This is a genomic window from bacterium (assembly GCA_016873475.1).
Lineage (GTDB): Bacteria > Krumholzibacteriota > Krumholzibacteriia > JACNKJ01 > JACNKJ01 > VGXI01.
The window spans coordinates 1-18,770 of sequence record VGXI01000009.1 but is presented as its reverse complement, the minus strand read 5'-3'; the positions used below and the strand labels follow the sequence as shown (position 1 = coordinate 18,770).

Below are 18,770 nucleotides of genomic sequence, written 5' to 3'. Positions count from 1 at the left end.
CGCCGCGCCGCCGAGCATCGATGGAGCGACGGAGGGGCCGCGGTGTTCAGGTCCCACTCCCGAATGCTGCGGCATCCCTCCGTCCAAGTCACTTGGTCATCCCGAACATGTCGATGAGGATGTGGTCGATCAAACCCTGGGCCTCGTCCGGCGCCAGGTAGTAGGGCGGAAAACCGATCAGCACGCTCGGCGACGCGGGGTTCTGCAGTCCGACCACCGCGATCGCGTGTTGGCCAGGCGGCGTCAGCGCGTAGCCCGCCTCATCGTGGTGCTCGCCGCCGGGAGTCAGATAGCACATGTCCGGGCTGGGCGTCGCGCCCCAGCGCGTCTCCGGGTCGGCCGACACGTAGGTGAGCAGGGGGATGTACTTGCTCGTCCGGTAGTTGAGGGGCGGTTCGAACTGGACGCGGAAGAAGTCCCAGTTGTAGATCTCGACCGAGCTGAGGCCGAAGGCGCGCGACACCTCTCCCGTGCAATTCACGGCGGACGGGTCGGAGCTGTTGAAGAACTGGCCCGCCGCGTTGAACCACTGGTAGACCTGGGGGAGGAAGCGCAGGGTGTCGCCCGGCGTCCAGCCCACGGTGTTGGGGAACTGCGCGAGCTCATTGCCCGGGTAGCCGGCGCCGTAGAGGCCCCAGAACTGGCGGTTCGTCTTCCAGTCGGGTCCGGCCCAGTCGAAGGAACGCGGGTCCTGGTCGGTCCCCTTCACCACGGCATCGAGGCCGAAGTGCTTGAAGGGCAGGAAGCGGCCGACCGCGGCCTGCGACTCGCTGGACGAGCCCTGCGAGTAGCCGAGGTGCTTCAGGAAGGCCATCGGCATCCGGCGCTCGTAGTCCTCGTTGCCCATGTCGCCCGTCGTCGGCAGCATGGCGAGAACGGGGTTGCCCCCGCAGAGCAGGAGCTGCCCGCCGCGATCCAGGAAGGCCGACAGGAAGTCGAAGGGAACCGTGCTCACCCGGAAGACGTCCACGAAGCGCGAGATGCGACCGAGGCCCGACTCCGTCGGCTGGACCTCCTTCACCTCCCAGAGCAGACGCTTGTAGACGGCCACCGTCTCGAAGGGCGGGACGCGGTTGACGGTGGTCACCCGGAAGAAGTCGACGACGGGATCGTAGCCCGAGTACTCGGGGAGGATGGTGTCCCAGAAGGCCTTCTGCTGATCGTTGTTGTGCGGGAAGGTACCCCAGGTGTAGGGCTGGCCCAGTGGCCAGCCCTGGAGCGGGTTTTCCGTGGGCACGTTGGTGTAGTCGTCGATGAAGAGCAGCTCGCGCTCCATCGTGAAGGGCACGATGACGAAGCGGTAGACGATGCGGGTCGTCGTGCCGCTGTAGTCGCGCGCTTCGAGCCAGAAGCTGTGACTGCCGGAGACGAAGACAGCTTGGGTGGCCGTGTTGGTCAGCGCCCAGCTGCTCCACTCCTCGTCGTTGGCCGAGTCGAGGATGTCCCAGCCGTAGCGGTAGCCGGTGATCTCGCTGCCGTACTCGGATGCCGAGGCCGACCAGCTGAGCTGCAGCGGCTGGTTCTCGGCGATCGTGTAGTCGTAGCTCTGGCTGATGCTGCTCACCCGCACGCCGAGGGTGCGCTCGCTGATCGTCACCCGCGGCGCCAGGCTGGAGACGATGCGCAACTTGCGCAGGTTCTTGCCGTCCTCGTAGTGGCTGGAGATGGCGCCGGCCTCGTCCTTGGCCTGCACGAAGAAGAGATAGCGGCCGGCGCCGCCGCCCTGCGAGGAGGGGGTCAGGCCCGTGATGAGGGCGCGCCTGCCGCCGATGTTCTCGTCGAGCGAGTCGACCTGGTCCCAGCCGCGCCAGACGCTCCAGAGCGAATCGGGGAAGTCGAGCAGGCGGCCGCTGAACTGGGTGTCCAGGCCGAGGTCCCCGCGCTTGAGCAGGGCGAAGCGGGTCGAGTCCGGCTCGATCACCGTGCCGTCCCCCACCGAATCGTTGCCGGTCCAGCGGAAGAAAACGTCCGGGGGCAGGTCATCGTAGCCGCCGATGCCCCCGATGTCCGAGGGATGGTTGATCTTCACCTCGGGCGCGATGGTCGTCGCCGTGAAGGTGCGGTGCGCCGGCCGCTCCGAGATGGCGCCGTCCTCGTCGACGGCCCGGATGAAGAAGGTGTGGTGCGCGCGGAAGAGGAAGCGGTCGTCGCCGTAGAAGTAGATCGCGTCGTCGTCGTCGCCGGGATCCGGGATCGAATCGGCGGTCACGGAGAGGATCGTGTCGTGCACCTCGATCGCGCGCCAGCGGTAGTCGACCTCAGGGAAGGCGGCATCGAGTGCGGCGAGCCGCTCGTAGATGTCCTCGTCGATGATCAGGGAACCGGTCACCTCGTCATTCGTGACGAGGTACTCGAAGTTCTCGACGCGGCCGTCCGGGTCGTAGCCGTGCCAGTAGAAGTGCACCTTGTAGTTGACGTTGCCGGCGCCGTTGGCGGGACCGCTCGAGAGCGTGACCTCCGGCGGCCGATTCGGCTTCTCGGTCGTCTCCGGATTGTCGCAGCCCACCACCCCAGCGATCACGACCGCGGCGGCTGCGAAGACGGCGAAGATCCTGTTTCCGATCATGGCTCGCTTCCCGCGTTGCGACCCCCGCAGGGGCCGGTCGCCCTCCCCTGGGGCTAGAGGTAGGGCACGTACTGGATGTCGATCTGGGCGCGCAGCGGGCGGCTGACCCGGCCGATGTTGGTCAGACCGATCTGGCGCTGCGCCGATTCCTCGATCAGCTCGGTGACGACCTGGGAGGGAATCGTGTTGCAGAACTCCGCCTGGAAGGTCTTCGGGCCGAGGTAGGCCGGCGTCGGCGGCGCCTCGAACCAGAAGGTCTCGCGGATGCGGAGCTGGACCGTGAAGCTGCCCTCCGCGGGCGGGAGCGCGTTGCCCGGGAAGACGTCCTTCCAGAACTGGACGGTCGTCTGGTTCGCCGGCTCGAAGACATCGGGGACGAACTGGAAACTGCTGAACGGGTAGTCCGGGTCGATCAGATCCCAGCGCCCGCGGCCGAGCTGGGCGTACTGGCCGTTGCGAGGATCGTCGTGACCGAAGAAGGTCAGCGTCAGGTTGAACTCGTTCGTGATGTTCGGGAACGTGCCACTCACCGCGCTCGGCTCGAGCCTGAACGTGCGCGTGACGGGATCCCAGGTGACCAGCTCCCCCGTGAAGGGGATCGGCGAAGGATGCAGCGCGATGCGGACTGGGTCGCCCGCCGGCAGCGTCGTGAGATTGACGGCCGTGGTGGAGCCCACGGCGCCGACCAGGATGCTGTCGACGAACGAGGAGTAGCCGCCGGTGAAGGTGACGGAGACCGGCGTGCCGTCGACGCGCTCGAAGTAGTCCTGGGCATAGCCGTAGACCGTGTAGTCCACGGGCAGGATGTTCATCTCGAAGTCGCTCCCCGCTTCGCCGAAGGCCGCGAACTCGAGCTGCTCGGGATAGCCGAGCCGACCGCCCGCGGGATAGCGCCCGTTCGAGTTGGCGGTGAAGGGGAAGCCGTTCGTCAGATTCAGCTTCGTCCAGGCGTAGCTCATCTGGAAGCGGGTCTTGATCGTGTCCTGTTCCGCGCCGACGATGTCCTCGGGATCGGCGGCGATGATCGGGTCGTCGTAATCCCAGCCCTGCCAGAAGAAGCGGATCCAGGTCGCCTCGCCCCAGGGCACGGTCTCGCGCACGGCGTAGTGGAAGCCGGGCGGGGCGGGGCTGCCGTCCGGCAGCGTGTCGACGAGCACGGCGTTGAGGCCGTAGCTCGTGTAGGGTGAATCGCTCGTCTGCTTGTAGCGGACGAAGACCGGGTAGTCCTCGGCGCCGTCCCAGGGCCGCAGGCGCGTGTCCGGGTCCCGGTTGAGGATGGGCGCGACCGCTCCCCTCAGGCTGCCGACGGTCGTGTTCAGCTCCGACTCGACCCCGGCCAGGTCGACGGCCCTCGCCTTGATGAGGAAGGTGCCGAACTTGTAGAACTGGACCATGTCGGCGTCGGCGCCACCGATGTCGTTGGTGAAGCTGAGCGTGATCGCCGTCGAATCCTGGTAGCCGCAATACTCGGCCGGCACGTTCGCACAGTCGTCCTCGATCTGGTGGGTCCAGATCTGGTCGCCGCTCTTGTTGCGCGGCTCGAAGGCGGGGTCGGCGCCGGAGGCCCACTTGTAACCCAGTATGTAGCCGTTCTTCGTCGTGGCCGTGAAGCGGCAGGCGAAGGACTCGCCGGCGTCGAGCGTGTCCGGCGGCTCCTGCAGCCAGATGACCTGCGGGCGGCTGTCGACGCTGCCGAAGAAGTACAGGCGCGCGGGCACCGGGTCGCGCTTGCCCTGGTCGTCGACGGCGGTGATGTTGAACGTCACGTCGCGCGAGGTGCCGCCGTTGTCGTTGGCCTGGATGGTGAAGAGCGAGTCGTTGCGCGTCGTCAGGTGGGTGGCGTCGAAGAGGCCCTCGCGCAGGATGCGGTCCTCGGCGCGATTCTCGGGATTCCAGGCCGAGAAGTAGGCGCGCGAAGAGTCGGTCCAAGCCCAGAGGAAGTAGGCGATCTCCCCGTCCGGGTCGAGGCCGTACCAGCTGAGGTTGACGCGGAAGCCGTCGAAGAGGGACTCCACCGGTGCGGCGGTCACATAGGTCTCCGGAGCCTTGTTGCGGTCGAAGAGCTCCGGCAGTTCGCGACGGCAGCCGAGACCGGCGGCGAGCGCGACGCCCGCGGCGACGAGCAGAGCGCTCCGCAGGCGGCGGTCGATCCCCAGCATGATGGTCCACTCCTTCCACACGGCAGGTGGAGACTCAGGGCAGGGGCAGGTCTGAGTGGGGTAAAGCGTGTGCAATATAGGTTTTAGCCCGTTTCAAAGTCAACCCCGAAGCCCGGAACCCGCCGGCGGGTCGCCGCCCCGACCCGGGGGCGTCGGGCAGCGTGCCGGGTGGGCGTCGGGGGCGATACGGGGGGTGGCTCCCGGCGCGAAACGGCGCCCCGGGGCACCTGCGCCGCGGTCGTCGTTGCGACCGCGGGCAGACCTCCCGGGCGGCTAGCCGCGAGGGGAGCGAATCACTTGAGCAGCACCAGCTTCGCGCTGGCCCGGTAGTCCCCCGCCACGAGCCGCGCGAAGTAGACCCCGCTCGGCAGTCGGTGGCCGACTGCGTCGGCGCCGTCCCAGATCGCTTCGTGCTGCGCCGCCGGCAGCGGCCCGTCGACCAGGGTCCGCACGCGCCGGCCGCCAAGGTCGAAGACCTCCAGGTGAACGCGTTCCGGCTGGGCGAGCGCGAAGCGGATCGCCGTCGACGGGTTGAAGGGATTGGGATAGGCGCCGGCCAGGGCCGTGCGCGCAGGCGCGAGGTCGGCACCATCTGGTTGGCCGTTGGGCGCGAAGCCGCAGAGGCTCGACAGCACGTCGCCGACCAGACGGCGCGCGTAGTCGTAGCCCTGGGGAACGCCGAAGCCCTCGTCCCGAACCTGGTAGTAGCTGAACGGGTTGAACAGCGTCCGGTTCGTGAAGCCGCCCGGGCTCGTGATCTCGCCGTCGCCGTCCGGGTCCAGGTTGTAGATGCCCGCCCGCGCGCTCGGGACACCGGTGGTGACGCTCCAGGCCATCGCGTCCTGAGCCAGCGCGTCGTTCTTCTCGACGAGGTCCAGGTTGCGCGGGAACGGACAGCCGGCGTCCACCCGGAAGCTGGGCTGCTGGCCGCCGATCGAAAGGGCCGGATGCACCGACTTCACCTGCGGCGCCAGGATGCCGGTCACGTCGTTGTAGTGGCTACCGTCCAGGATGTGCGTCGCGCCCAGCGTCACGTTCAGGAAGCTCGGCTCGTCATCGAGATCGTTGGCCACCTCGGTGCCCATCACCCAGAGGCAGGTGTTGTGGGCGCTGTTCCTGAGCCAGTCGTCCAGGAGCACGTCGTCGAAGGCCAGATCGTCGGGCAGCGCGTTCTGGATCGTGAACGAGGGCAGATCGCCGCTGTCCCAGACGATCACCTCGTACTGATCGATGTCGCCGATCTCGGCGCGACCGCCCAGACCATTGTGCAATCCCGAACTGGGGGCCTGGGTCGTGTAGATGTCGTAGCCGGAGTAGCCGTTGTAGCGGAAGGCCTCCTGCCAGTAGCCGGCGATTCGCTGGTCCGCAGTCGGTTCGCCCTGGTAGTAGCCGCTGACCAGACGGCCATCCTCGACGAAGAGCAGGGTCGCGCCCGCCGTCGGCAGGCAGCGCACGACGTAGTAGTTGCGGAGTTCGGGGTTGCTGCTCTCGGCCGATCCCGGACGCGTCTGCACCGTGTTATCGACAGCAATCCCCTTGTAGTAGTGCTGGATGATGTCGCCCGGCATGAAGAAGTCCTCGGCGAAGTCGAAGGCATACCAGTGGGGACTGATCGCGCCCTGGTAGCGCGCGGTGTCGGCAACCGCGACGTTCCACGTCTCGCCATTGACGACAGCGGTGCCGATGCGCGGCGAGTAGATGCCATCGCTGGCATCGGGATCGCCCATCGCCGGGCTCGTGCTGCCCACATTCGGGCCCGCGACCACGCGCGAGTGCAGGTACAGGCTGGGACGCACCTGGCCCGGAACGCTCAGGTAGTCGCCCCGGATGCCGCCGTATCCGCTCATGTTCAGCTTGATCAGCGTGGAGTCGCCGATGACCAACGTCGTGCCGCTGTACGGCTGGACGTCGATGGCGCTGTCGATGCGGACCTTGCCGTTCGCCTCCGGGAAGTTGTCCTGGAAGCGCCACCAGCTGTCCACGCTCCAGTTCGCCGGAGAGCCGTTGATAACCATCACGCTGATCGTGTCGAAGTAGGGCGCCGGCGTGTGACCGGTACCATCGCCGTAATCGTTGCACCAGAAGGGACACATGTCCATCACGCGATACCTGACGCGCGCGCCGACGATGTTGTGCGGACCCGCCGAACTCAACAGCTGCAGCGTGCGGTCGCGGGTCCAACTCAGCCAGGCGACCACACCGCCGCCGTAGTACACGCCGCCACCGTACTCCCACTCGCCTAGACAGGGAAACTCGCTGACGGCAGCCTGCACCTCGACTTCGCAGAAGATCAGCGCCTCCAGCGGCAGGTCGAAGTAGGTCATGCAGCGCACGAGGAGATGGCTGGGCCCGTGCCAGACATCGTCCATGGGCTCCCCGACCGGATCGCCGAGGGAGTGCGCCCGGTCCAGCACCGGGCTGACGATCCCGTTGTCCACGTAGGGCGGCCCGTAGGGGATCACGGGAATCGGATACTCGGGGTTCGTCGTGCCCAGATCGAAGAAAGCCCAGGCGTAGCTCGAGTTGACGATGCACTGGTCTTCGGAGAACAGGCTGCGGTAGAGAGCGCCGTAGGCGCCGGCGCCCGCCGGCCAGCTCGCCGTCAGGGCCGGGAAATCGGACTCGACGCCGCTCTCGAAGTCCCAGGCCACGTCCGGGGCGCCCGTGTAGTCCAGCTCGAAGTTGTCGAGCCAGACCGCGCCGACATCGGAGACGTAGGAGCCGTCCTCGTCCGACCACGCCCCGTCGGAGACGAAGGCGAAGATCAAGGCCGCGACCTCGCCGAAGGCGAGGGGGCCGTAGTGGCGAACATCCTGCTCGCCCGAGACATGGTTGTCGAGCAGCTCGCTCAGCTCGCCCTCCGCGCTCTGCGCGTAGAGCGTGAAGTAGTCGTAGACGTCCCCCTCGAAGTCGGCGACGTAGTCGAACTCCAGCGTGCCGCCGGTGGCCGCCTCCGGCACCGCGAGGACCAGCCACTGGTTCCAGCCGTCCCCGTATCCGATCGGATGCGCCCAGCCGCAGGCCCCCGAGCGGCCGCACCACCAGGCGTAGTCGTTGCCGGCCGTCGGGCCGCCGTCGGCGAAGTCGTCGGCGGCGGCGAAGTCCGTCCCGTGGCCGTGGCTGAGGTAGAGATCCTGGAGGTGCCAGTAGGTGTCCGTCTGGGCCGTGACGTCGACCGGCGTCCAGCCCGCCGCGGCGGGGCCGCCGGCGCCGTCGTCGAACGAGAAGCCGCGCGCGTTGGTGCCCGGCGTCCCGTAGGCGCCCGGCCCCGAAGCGGCGAAGAGGAAGAGCGTGTCGGCGCGCAGGTCGGCGGGCGCGGACTCGACCGGAGGCGGCTCGCTCGTGAAGAAGATCCGCTCCTGGGGCCCCGGCTCCCGGCCCAGACCCGGCGCGGCGAACCCGATCGCAAACAGCGTGACGAACGCGAGCGACGAACGGCGCATCTTCATCTCCCGATCGGCTGCGGCTGCCGCCGCGGGAGCGCTACAGGGGTAAGCCAGCTAAGCATAGCCCATCGCCGCCGCCTGGGCAAACCCGGCAATCCGATGCCGCCCAAGCCGTTGCGGCATGGCCGCAAGCGAGCGCGCCCCGGGTCGCGCTCGTTGTTTCGAGCGCAAGAGGGCGCGCGCGAGCGCAAGAAAAAGGGGGAGCCTTGCGGCTCCCCCTCTCTGCCTCGCAAGCGAGCTTGCATCCGGGTCGCGCGCGTTGTTCGCGCGCGAGAGGATGCAGGCGAGCGCTCTACTTGAGCATCACCATCTTCTCGGTGGCGTTGAAATCACCCGCGACGAGCTTGTAGAAGTACACGCCGCTGGCGACCTTGGCGCCGCCGCTGTCGGTGCCGTCCCAAACCACCTCGTGGTTGGCGGCCGTCATCGGCTCGTCAACCAGAGTCTTCACCAGGCGGCCGCCGAGATCGTACACGTTCAGGTGCACGTGCTCGCTGGCAGCGAGGGCGAAGCGAATCGTGGTCTTGGGGTTGAAGGGGTTGGGGAAGTTGCCCTTGAGCGCGAAGCTCGCCGGCACCTCACCCGCGTTGTTCGGGGTGGAGTTGGCTTCGAAGCCACAGAGGTTCGTCAGCACGTCGCCGACCATACGGCGCGCGTAGTCGTAGCCCTGCGGAATGCCGAAGCCCTCGTCCCAGACCTCGTAGTAGCCGAACGGGTTGAACAGCGTCCGGTTGGTGTAGCCGCCCGGGCTCGTGATCAAGCCGTTGCCATCCGGGTCCGTGTTGTAGATGCCCGCACGCGAGGTGGGAGCACCCGTGACGACGCTCCAGGCCATCGCATCGACGGCCATGGCGTCGTTCTTCTCGACGAGGTCCAGGTTGCGCACGAACGGACAGCCGGCGTCCACCCGGAAGGTGGGCTGCTGGCCGCCGATCAGCAGGGCCGGATGCACCGACTTCACCTGCGGCACCAGGATGCCGGTCACGTCGTTGTAGTGGCTACCGTCCAGGATGTGCGTCGCGCCCAGGTTGATGTTCAGGAAGCTCGCCTCGTTATCGAGGTCGTTGGCCACTTCGTTGCCCATCACCCAGAGGCAGGTGTTCTTGGCGCTGTTCCTGAGCCAGTCGTCCAGCAGCACGTCGTCGAAGGTCAGGTCGTCGGGCAGCGCGTTCTGGATCGTGTAGCTGGGCAGATCGCCGCTGTCCCACACGATCACGTCGTACTGGTCGATGTCCCCGACCTCCGCACGGCCACCGAGACCGTTGTGCAGACCGGAGCTCGGCGCCTGGGTCGCGTAGACGTCGTAACCGGCGTAGCCGTTGTACAGGAACGCCTCGTCCCACCAGGGCTGATTCCCGAAATCGTCGTCGCACAGCAGCATCGTCGCACCCGCCGTCGGCAGGCAGCGCACGATGTAGTACGAACGCAGATCGGGGTTGCTGCTCTCGGCCCAAGCCGGACGCGTCTGCATCGTGTTGTCGACCGCGGTGCCCTTGTAGTACAGCTGGATGACATCGCCCGCCACGAAGTAGTCCTCCGCGAGGTCGAAGGCATACGAGCCCGGGCTGATGGTGCCCTGGTAGCGCGCGGTATCAGCAACCGCGACGTTCCAGGTCTCGCCGTTCACGACGGTCGTGCCGATGCGAGGCGAGTAGATGCCGTCGGTGGCATCCGGGTCGCTCATCAACGCGCTCGTGGACCCCGCGTGCGGGCCGGCCGCCACGCGGAAGTGCATGTACAGGCTCGGACGGGTCTCGCCAGGAACACTCGTGAGGTCCTGCTTGATGCCGCCGTTGCCGTCCATGTTCAGCTTGATCTTCGTGGAGTCGCCGATGACCAGGGTCGTGCCGCTGACCGGCTGGACGTCGATGGCGCTGTCGATCCGGACCGTGCCGCCCACTTCGGGGAAGTTGTCCTGGAAGCGATGGAAGACATCGATGTCCCAGGCGATCGACGAGGTGTTGATCAAGCGCGCGGAAATGACATCCATGTAGGGCGCGGGCGTGTGACCGGTACCATCGCCGTAGACGTTGCACCAGAAGGGACACATGTCGAGGGTCTTCAGACGGAGAACGGCACCATCGATGGTGTTGCCGGCCCCCGCCGAAGTCGCCAGCTGCAGCGTGTAGTCCCGGGTATGGGTCAGCCACGCCGTGATGCCGCCGCCGTAGTACACAATGTTGTTGTTCGCCCACTGGCCGAGGCAGGGCACCTCGACGGTGCGCGCCGCCACGTCGGACTGGAGGAACACCAGCGTGTTGAGCGGCATGTCCCAGTAGACCAGGATGCTGAACACGAACTGGGAGTTCGACCCGTGGGCATCGTTGAAGCTCATGCCGACGGGGTCGCCCAGCATGTGCGCCTTCTCCAGCATCGGGCTCTGGATGCCGTTCTCGAAGTACGGCGGACCGTAGGGAGTCACCGGGATCGGGTACTCGGGGTTCGTCGTGTTCAGATCGAAGAACGCCCAGGCGTAGGTCGAGTTCGTGATGCAGATGTCCTCGGAGAACAGGTTCGCATACAGCGCGCCGTAGGCGCCGGCACCCGCGGGGAAGGTGGCATCGAGCGCGGGGAAGTCCGCCTCGTTACCGCTCTCGAAGTTCCACGCGACGTCCGTCGCACCGGTGTAGTCGATCTCGATGTTGTCGATCCACACGGCACCGATGTCGGTGATGAAGGAACCGTCCTCGTCGGACCAGCCGCCGTCGGACACGAAGGCGAAGATCAGCTTGTCGATGTTCCCGAAGGCGATCGGCCCGTAGTGGGTCACGATCTGCTCGCCGCTGACCGCGTTGCTCAGCAGCTCGACGGGATCGTTGGCGCCGGTCTTCGAGTACAGCGTGAAGAAGTCGTAGACATCGCCCTCGAAGTCGCCGACGTAGTCGAACTCGAGGCTGCCGGCAGTCGCCGCCACCGGGACCGTGAGCTCGAGCCACTGGTTCCAGCCGCCGCCGTAACCGGTGGGGTTGATCCAGCCGCAGACGTTCGCACGGCCGCACCACCAGGCGTAGTCGTTCACGGTATCGCCGCCCGGGCCGCCCGTCGGAGGCAGGCCGGCCGCCGACTGGAAGTCCGTGGCGTGGCCGTTGCTCAGGGTCAGCGCCTGCAGGTGCCAGTAGGCATCCGGCTGCGCCGTCACGTCCACGGTCGTCCACCCAGCCGTGGCCGGACCGCCGGCGTTGTCGAAGGTGAAGCCACGCGCGTTGGTGCCCGCGGAACCGTAGGAACCCGGGCCCGACCCAGCAAACAGGAAGAACGTGTCTGCCCGCATGCCCGTGGTCGAGATGGGCTCCAGCGGGGAGCCGAGATGCTCGAAGTTCAGACGGGTGTCCTTGGCGACATCCCGCGCGAACCCGGCACTCGCCGCCGTCAGCACCAGCGCGAGGCTAAGGGTCAGAGAGAGGATCCTCTTCATTATTACCCCCCAATTGAGGCAAGGTTGTTTCGAGACGATTCAGTCGGGCCAGATCCGGACCGGCCCGTGGGGCTACTCGGCCTGGAACTCCGTTCCCCCGAGACCGTTGGGACCCGGGACGGGGGCCCCCGCCCGGAATTGCAGCGGCACCGCAGGATGGCCGCCCCCAGTTCCGGGAGTCTCTGTCCCCGCCGCTCAGGCTTCAGGAAGGCTTGGCAAGTCCCGACCTGCATCACGGGTCCAGACACGAAGACCCAATCCGAGTGCTAATAGTCTAAGCGTCCGGGGTTTGCGAAGTCAAGTCGCGGCGCGGTAATGCCGGTCGGACGCCAAAGGGCCCCACAAGGGGCTTGACAGCCCTCCCCCTCCCATGCATGCCCGCAGCCGCCGCCTAGCGACCCGGGACGCTCTCCCGCTCCCCCTCGAGCACGACCCGGGCGAAGTTTGCGAAGTGGAGAAACAGCTGGGCGAGATTGTGCAGGAAGGCCAGCCGGTTGGCCCGCAGGGCCGGATCCTCGGCATTGACCATGACCCCGTCGAAGTAGGCGGCGATGGCGCCGCTCAGTCCGGCCAGATCTCGGTAGGCGCCCTCGTAGCGGCGGGCCGCGGCCGCCGCCGCGAGAGCGGGCGCCGCCGAAGCCACCGCGGCATGCAGCGCCTGCTCGGCCGGCTCGCGCAGCGCCTCCGGGCGATACCCGTAGGGCAGGGCGCCCCCCCCGGCCGCCCAGGTCGCGAGGTCGGCGCCCGCGGCCCCGGCGTCGCTCGCCTGGCCCTCCTTGGCGAGGATGTTCACGACGCGGCGCGCGCCGATCACCAGCCGCTCGAACGCGGCGTCGCCGCGCAGAGCGTTGAGCGCCAGGGCGCGCGCCCTCAGGTCCAGCACCCGCAGCTCGCCGCTCTCCACCACGGCGTTGAAGACGTCCGGAGCGACGCCCGCCTCTTCCATCAGCCCCTCGAAGCGGCCGAGGAAGAAATCGAGCAGGGCCGGGGCAAGCGCGCTCGCGTCGGCCGCCGGATAGCCCGCCAGGGCCGCGGCGATCAGGGCGTCCAGGCGCAGCGGCAGCTCCTTCTCGATCAGCAGGCGCAGGCAGGCCAGGGCCTGGCGGCGCAAGGCATAGGGATCCTTCGACCCCGTGGGCGCGAAGCCCGCCTGCCAGAGGCCGGCGACGGCGTCCAGGCGATCGGCGAGCGCCAGCAGCGCGCCCTCGCGGGAGGCGGGCAGGCCGTCGCCCGCTTGGCGGGGCAGGACGTGCTCGAACAGCAGCGCCGCGCGCGCGGGCGGCGCGCCCTCGGCGAGGGCGTACTCGCGGCCCATCAGGCCCTGGAGCTTGGTGAACTCCTTGCCGTCCTTGATCATCTCGCTGGCGAGATCGACCTTGCAGAAGCGCGCCGCCCAGTCGAGGGCCTCGCGGTCCAGCGCGAGCGCGGGCAGCGCGTCCACCAGCCGAGCGGCGAGCGCGCGCAGGCGCTCGCTGCGCTCGCCCAGGCTGCCGAAGCCCTCGATCCAGACGACGGCGTCGAGGCGCTCGCGCAGGCCCGCGAGCCCGCTGCGGCGGTCCTCCTCCCAGTAGAAACGCGCGTCGGCGAGCCGCGCGGCGAGCACGCGCTCGTTGCCGCGCCGGAGCTCCGCCGGATCGGGCCGCTCGCCGTTGAGGATGACGATGAAATGCGGCGCGAGGCGCCCCGCCGCGTCTTCGACGGAGAAGTAGCGCTGGTGCGCCTTCATCGCCGTCGTCACGACCTCGCGCGGCAGCGCGAGTAGCTCGGGCGCGAAGCTGCCGGCCAGGGCGACGGGCCACTCGCTGAGGTAGTTGACCGTGTCGGCGAGCTCCTCGTCCTCGACGAGCCGCGCGCCGAGCGCCTCGGCACAGGCGCGGGCGCTGGCGAGGGCCTGCCCCCGCCGCCGCGCGGGGTCGGGCTCGACGCCCGCGCTCCGCAGCGCCTCGGCGTAGCCCGCGGCGCGGGGGATCGCGACGGTGGGCGTCGCCGTCTGGCGACGCCCCGCGCTCACGCGCCCGGCCTGCAGGCCGCCGAGCGCGAGCGGGAGGACCTCCGCGTCCAGCAGCGCGACCAGCCAGCGGATGGGCCGCGCGAAGCGCAGCGCGCCGTCGCCCCAGGTCATCGTCTTGGGAAAGCGCAGGCCGAGGATGAGGCCGGGCAGGCCCTCCGCGAGCAGCTCGGCGGCGGGCCGCCCCGGCACGCGGCGGCACAGGGCGAGGTAGGCGCCGCGCGGGGTCTCGAGGGTATGGCAGGCCGCCAGCTCGACGCCCTGGCTCTTCGCGAAGCCGAGGGCGGCCGGGGTGGGCCAGCCGTCTTTGAAGGCGGCGGCGACGGGCGGACCCGTCAGTTCCTCCTCGCGGTCGACCTGCGCGAGCGCGAGATTCTCGACGAGCAGGGCGAGGCGCCGCGCGGTGGCGAAGCGCTGCACGGCGCCGTGGTCGAGGCGCGCGGCGGCCAGTTGCGCCGTCAGCCCCTCGGCGAGCTGCCCGAGCGCGGGCTCGATGTAGGCGACGGGGATCTCCTCGCAGCCGATCTCGAGCAGGAAGTCAGCCCTGGCCATCGCGTCCCTCCGTGGCCGGCGCCAGCAGCGGGAAGCCGAGCGCCTCGCGCTGGGCGAGATAGGCACGCGCCGCGCGCCGCGCCAGGTTGCGCACCCGCGTGATGTAGCCGGTGCGCTCGGAGACGCTGATCGCGCCGCGCGCCTCGAGCACGTTGAAGACGTGCGAGCACTTGATCACGTAGTCGTAGCCCGGCGCGACGAGGCCGGCCTCGAGCAGGCGCTGGGCCTCGGCCTCGAAGCGCGCGAAGAGCTCGAAGTGCAGCGGCACGTCCGCCTGCTCGAAGTTGAAGGCGGAGAAGTCGCGCTCGAATGAGGCGTTGACCTGGCCCCAGGTGAGGCCGCCGCCCCAGTCGAGGTTGAGCACGTGGTCCACGCCCTGCAGGTACATCGCGATGCGCATGAGGCCGTAGGTCAGCTCGGCGGTGATCGGCTTCAGCTCGTAGCCGCCCACCGACTGGAAGTAGGTGAACTGCGTGATCTCCATGCCGTCCAGCCAGACCTCCCAGCCGAGGCCCGCGGCGCCGAGCGTGGGACTCTCCCAGTCGTCCTCGACGAAGCGGATCTCGTGGCGATCGAGGTCGACGCCGATGGTGCGCAGACTCTCGAGATAGAGGTCCTGCACGTCCGGGGGCTCGGGCTTGAGCACGACCTGGTACTGGTCGAACTGCTGCAGGCGATTCGGATTCTCGGCGTAGCGCCCGTCCTTGGGCCGGCGGCTGGGCTCGACGTAGGCCGCCCGCCAGGGCTCCGGCCCGAGCACGCGCAGGAAGGTGGCCGGGTTGAAGGTTCCCGCCCCCACCTCGGAGTTGTAGGGCTGCAGCAGCGTGCAGCCCTGCGCGGACCAGAACTGGGCCAGGCGCAGGATCATGTCCTGGTAGCTCAAGGCTCCTCCTCCTCGACAGCGGGGGAACCCGCGTCTCCACGCCGGGCACTGCCCAGCACCGCGAGCGAACGCGGCGACTTGTAGCCGGGCAAGTGGCGGCTGAGCGAGAGGTGCAGCACGCGGCCGACGCGGACGCGCAGGGCCTCCGGCATCTCCCGCGCGGCGAGCGCGGCGGGCTGCGCGCGGAAGACCGACAATAGCCAGTCCCTCTCCTCGGGCGCAAGCGCCATTCCCGGCTCCGGGTGGGCGCCGCAGGCGAAGAGGCCCTCGCCGGGCAGGAAGCGCGTCTCGCCCGCCGCCAGCGGCCGGCCGCAGAGGCCGCAGCGCGCGAGGTCGGCGCCGCCGGAGACGCCGTGCAGGGCGAGCAGGCCCGCCTCGAAGGCGAGGAAGGCGCTCCAGCCCGGCGTGGGGGGCGTTTCCGTCTCGTAGAGGGCGAGGAATTCCTCGAGCAGGGGAAAGAGGCCCGCCATCGCCTCCCCTTCCTCGGTGGTCGCCGCCACGAGTTCGAGCGCGGCCAGGCGCAGGCAGAGGGGGGCCAGCCCGGCCTCGGCGCGCGGCAGCGGCCGGCGCCCGCTCGCCTCGCGCAGCAGGTGCAGGCCGCCGCGCGGCCTCAGGTAGACCTGTACGTCGAGGGCGGCGCCGGGCGCGAGCAGTCCGCGCAGGCGGCTCCTCAGCTCGCGCGCGCCCTTGCCGACGGCGCGCAGGAGCCCAGCCTCCTCGGTGAGCAGCACCGCGATCAGGCTCGTCTCGCCGAGGGCGTAGCAGCGCAGGACGCGCGCCCGGCTCGCGAGCAGAGCCACGGCTAGACCAGCAGGAAGCGCAGGGCGCGAGCGACCAGCATGTAGAGCGTGAGGTCGACGATGTCGTTCGTCGTCGTCACGAAGGGGCCGGTCGCATAGGCGGGGTCGAGGCCGAAGCGCTCGAGGAGCACGGGCACGAGGGCGCCGGTCGTGGTTGCCCAGATGACCACGCTCAGCATCGAGAGCGAGACGACGGTCGCCAGCCCCGGATTGCCGAGCCAGAGCCAGACGACGAGGAAGGAGATCAGGCCGATGATCAGGCCGTTGAAGAGGGAGATCCCCAGCTCGCGCAGCAGGCGCAGCGGCAGGGCGTGGGGCTTGATCTCCCCCGTGGCCAGGCCGCGCACGACGAGCGTCGAGGACTGGATGCCGATGTTCCCGCCCAGCGCCGTGATCACCGGCACGAAGAAGGCGAGGGTGATCACCTCGCTCAGCGCGAGCTGGTAGTGCGCGAGGATGCGCGCGGAGAGCAGCCCGCCGCCGAGGCCGAGGACCAGCCAGGGCAGGCGTCCCGCGCTCGCCGCGAAGAGGTTGCGCGCGCGGGTGGAGAGGTTGTCGACGCCCGCGAAGCGCGAGGCGTCCTCCCAGGCTTCCTCGGCGAGGACGTCCATGACGTCGTCCGCGGTGATCCGCCCGACGAGCACGCCGGCCGCGTCCACGACCGGCGCCGAGACGAGGTCGTACTTGCGGAAGATCGCCGCTACTTCTTCCTGGTCCATCTCGGGCGTCAGCGTGACGGGCACCGGCTCCATCAGCGCCTTCAGCGGCATCCCCGGGCGGGCGATGACCAGCTCGCGCAGGCCGAGCTGCCCGCGCAGGCGGCGCTCGCCGTCGATGAGGTAGATCGAGTAGAGCTGCCGGATCTCGTCGGCCTTCGCCCGCAGCTCCTCGATCGCCTCGGCGACGAGGGCGTTCTCGTTGATGGCCGCCAGCTCGGCCATCATCAGGTCGCCGGCCGTGTCCTCCTCGTGCTGGAGCAGGCCGCGCACTTCGGACTCGGTGTCCGCGGGCAGCAGGTCGAGCACGCGCTCCTGCTCGGCCGGCTCGAGGTGGCGGATCGTGTCGGCCGCCTCGTCGGAGTCCATCGCCTCGACCAGCTCGGCCAGCTCCTGCTCGCTGAGCGCGTCGGCGATCTCCTCCTGGATGTCCTCCTCGACGCCGCCCAGCACCTCGGCGGCCGCGGCCGGCTCGAGCAGGCGCAGCACGGCCTGGCGCTCGTCGCTGTCAAGCTCGGTGAAGATCTCCTCCAACTCCTCCGAGGGTTGCTCGGCGAGCAGGGCCGCCAGCTCGGCCTCACGGCCGGCGGTGAGCAGGGCCTCGAGGCGCTCGCGCAGGCTGCTCACCGGCTCGCTCACGGCTGCGGCTCCGCAGGCAAGGGACTGCCGGGCACCCAGGCGCCGCCCGAGATGATGATCTTGAGGGCGTCCTCGACGCTGATGGGCAGGACGCGGGCCTCGGACTCGGGGACGAGCAGCAGGAAGCCCGAGGTGGGATTGGGGGTCGTCGGCACGAAGACGTTCAGGTAGCGGCGGCCGTCGGCCGGCACCCAGGCGGGCGGCGTGGTATTGGCGACGAAGGCGAAGGCCCAGACACCCGGCCGGGGGAATTCCACGCAGACCACGCTCTTGAAGGACTGCGTGTTGTCGCGCAGGAAGACGTCGAGGATCTGCTGCACCGCGCGATAGACCTTGCCCGCGAGCGGCACGCGCACCACGAAGAGGTGGTAGAGCCCGACCAGCTTGCGGCCCAGGTAGTTGCCGCCGACCGCGCCGGCCACCAGCAGCACGAGGAAGACGACGGCCAGGCCGACCCCGGGGATGTCCATGCCGTAGAGCCGGCGCTGCACCGGATCGAGGATGCCGTCGACGGCGGCGACGATGCGCCAGAGCAGCCAGATCGTCACCACGGTCGGCAGCGTGACGAGGATGCCCGTCAGCAGGTGGCGGCGCAGCCGGCGCATCACGACTCCCCTCCCGCCCCCGCCTTGCCCTCGGCCTGCACGTCGGCGGCGAGGCCGTCCTTGATCATGATCACCTTGGCGATGCGCTGGCGCTGGACGCTCTCGACGCGGAAAGTGAAGGGATCGAGCGTCAGCTCGTCGCCGGGCTTGAGGATGCGGCCGGAGTGGTAGAGCAGCAGGCCGCCGAGGCTCTCGAAGTCCTCCTCGCTCTCGACGAAGGTGTGACCGACGATCTCGCCCAGCTCCTCGAGGTCGATCTTGGCGTCGACGCGCGCCGAGCGGGCGTCGATCAGCTCGAAGAGCCGCTCTTCGCGATCGTACTCGTCGCGGATCTCGCCGACGATCTCCTCGAGCAGGTCCTCGAGGGTGACGATGCCGGCCGTGCCCCCGTACTCGTCGACGACGATCGCCAGGTGCTGGCGCAGGGCCTGGAAGCGGCGCAGGAGGTCGGCGGCCATCTTCGTCTCGGGCACGAAGTAGGGCTTGTGCATCAGGGCCATCAGGGGCAAGGCGGGCGGGGCGCCCACGCGGCCCTCGCCCTGCTGCTGCGCGTGCTCGTGTTCATGCCGCAGCAGGTCCTTCGCGTAGAGGATACCCAGGACGTGGTCCAGCGAATCCTTGTAGACCGGGATGCGGCTGTGGCCGCAGCGGGCGACGAAGGCCTTCGCCTCGGCGAAGGGCGTCTCGACATCGAGCGCCTTGACGTCGATGCGCGGGATCATCACCTCGCGCACCGGCGTATCGCGCAGCTCGACGATCGAGGCGATCATCTCGCGCTCGCCCTCGGCGAGGATGTCCTCGCCGCCCGTGTGCTCGACGAAGTCCTGCACGTCGCGCGCCGACACCAGGGGCCCCAGCGACTCGAGCCCGCCGCCCAGCCGCAGGTACCCGAGCAGCGGTCCGAAGAGGGCGTTCAGCGGGTAGAGCAGGAAGAAGGCGGGAATGAAGATCCAGCCGAGCAGGCGGGTGAGCCGGCCCCCC

Annotated in this window: 10 protein-coding genes; all 10 read right to left on the bottom strand. The window is 69.1% G+C overall.

Features of this window, described 5'->3' with window-relative positions; all coding sequences use genetic code 11:
* Positions 1 to 88: 88 nt before the first annotated feature.
* Positions 89 to 2,566, bottom strand: coding sequence for a hypothetical protein (locus FJ251_01880; GenBank protein MBM4116480.1), 2,478 nt, complete (start codon positions 2,564 to 2,566; stop codon positions 89 to 91).
* A gap of 53 nt (positions 2,567 to 2,619) precedes the next feature.
* On the bottom strand, positions 2,620 to 4,725 hold the full coding sequence (locus FJ251_01875; GenBank protein ID MBM4116479.1) for a hypothetical protein: 2,106 nt from the start codon (positions 4,723 to 4,725) through the stop codon (positions 2,620 to 2,622).
* Between the two features lie 293 nt (positions 4,726 to 5,018).
* Positions 5,019 to 8,168: a T9SS type A sorting domain-containing protein gene (locus FJ251_01870; GenBank protein ID MBM4116478.1), complete on the bottom strand. Its 3,150-nt coding sequence runs from the start codon at positions 8,166 to 8,168 to the stop codon at positions 5,019 to 5,021.
* 295 nt (positions 8,169 to 8,463) lie between these two features.
* Positions 8,464 to 11,586: a T9SS type A sorting domain-containing protein gene (locus FJ251_01865; protein MBM4116477.1), complete on the bottom strand. Its 3,123-nt coding sequence runs from the start codon at positions 11,584 to 11,586 to the stop codon at positions 8,464 to 8,466.
* A gap of 391 nt (positions 11,587 to 11,977) precedes the next feature.
* Positions 11,978 to 14,146: a glycine--tRNA ligase subunit beta gene (locus FJ251_01860; protein ID MBM4116476.1), complete on the bottom strand. Its 2,169-nt coding sequence runs from the start codon at positions 14,144 to 14,146 to the stop codon at positions 11,978 to 11,980.
* Complete coding sequence (locus FJ251_01855) at positions 14,133 to 15,029, bottom strand: glycine--tRNA ligase subunit alpha (protein ID MBM4116475.1); 897 nt, start codon at positions 15,027 to 15,029, stop codon at positions 14,133 to 14,135. The genes FJ251_01860 and FJ251_01855 overlap by 14 nt, the downstream gene beginning before the upstream one ends.
* Positions 15,026 to 15,829, bottom strand: coding sequence for a DNA repair protein RecO (gene recO, locus FJ251_01850; GenBank protein ID MBM4116474.1), 804 nt, complete (start codon positions 15,827 to 15,829; stop codon positions 15,026 to 15,028). The genes FJ251_01855 and recO overlap by 4 nt, the downstream gene beginning before the upstream one ends.
* A gap of 2 nt (positions 15,830 to 15,831) precedes the next feature.
* Entirely contained in the window at positions 15,832 to 17,418 is a 1,587-nt protein-coding gene (mgtE, locus tag FJ251_01845) for a magnesium transporter (GenBank protein MBM4116473.1), read from the bottom strand.
* Entirely contained in the window at positions 17,181 to 17,789 is a 609-nt protein-coding gene (locus tag FJ251_01840; protein MBM4116472.1) for a DUF502 domain-containing protein, read from the bottom strand. Before FJ251_01840 ends, mgtE begins: the two co-directional genes overlap by 238 nt.
* A partial coding sequence (locus tag FJ251_01835; protein ID MBM4116471.1) for an HlyC/CorC family transporter occupies positions 17,789 to 18,770 on the bottom strand: 982 nt, incomplete at its 5' end. The genes FJ251_01835 and FJ251_01840, both read right to left, overlap by 1 nt.

Coding starts and splice junctions, on each gene's coding strand:
- FJ251_01880 (MBM4116480.1), bottom strand. CDS start 2,566: ATGATCGGAAACAGGATCTTCGCCGTCTTCGCAGCCGCCGCGGTCGTG.
- FJ251_01875 (MBM4116479.1), bottom strand. CDS start 4,725: ATGCTGGGGATCGACCGCCGCCTGCGGAGCGCTCTGCTCGTCGCCGCG.
- FJ251_01870 (MBM4116478.1), bottom strand. CDS start 8,168: ATGCGCCGTTCGTCGCTCGCGTTCGTCACGCTGTTTGCGATCGGGTTC.
- FJ251_01865 (MBM4116477.1), bottom strand. CDS start 11,586: ATGAAGAGGATCCTCTCTCTGACCCTTAGCCTCGCGCTGGTGCTGACG.
- FJ251_01860 (MBM4116476.1), bottom strand. CDS start 14,146: ATGGCCAGGGCTGACTTCCTGCTCGAGATCGGCTGCGAGGAGATCCCC.
- FJ251_01840 (MBM4116472.1), bottom strand. CDS start 17,789: ATGCGCCGGCTGCGCCGCCACCTGCTGACGGGCATCCTCGTCACGCTG.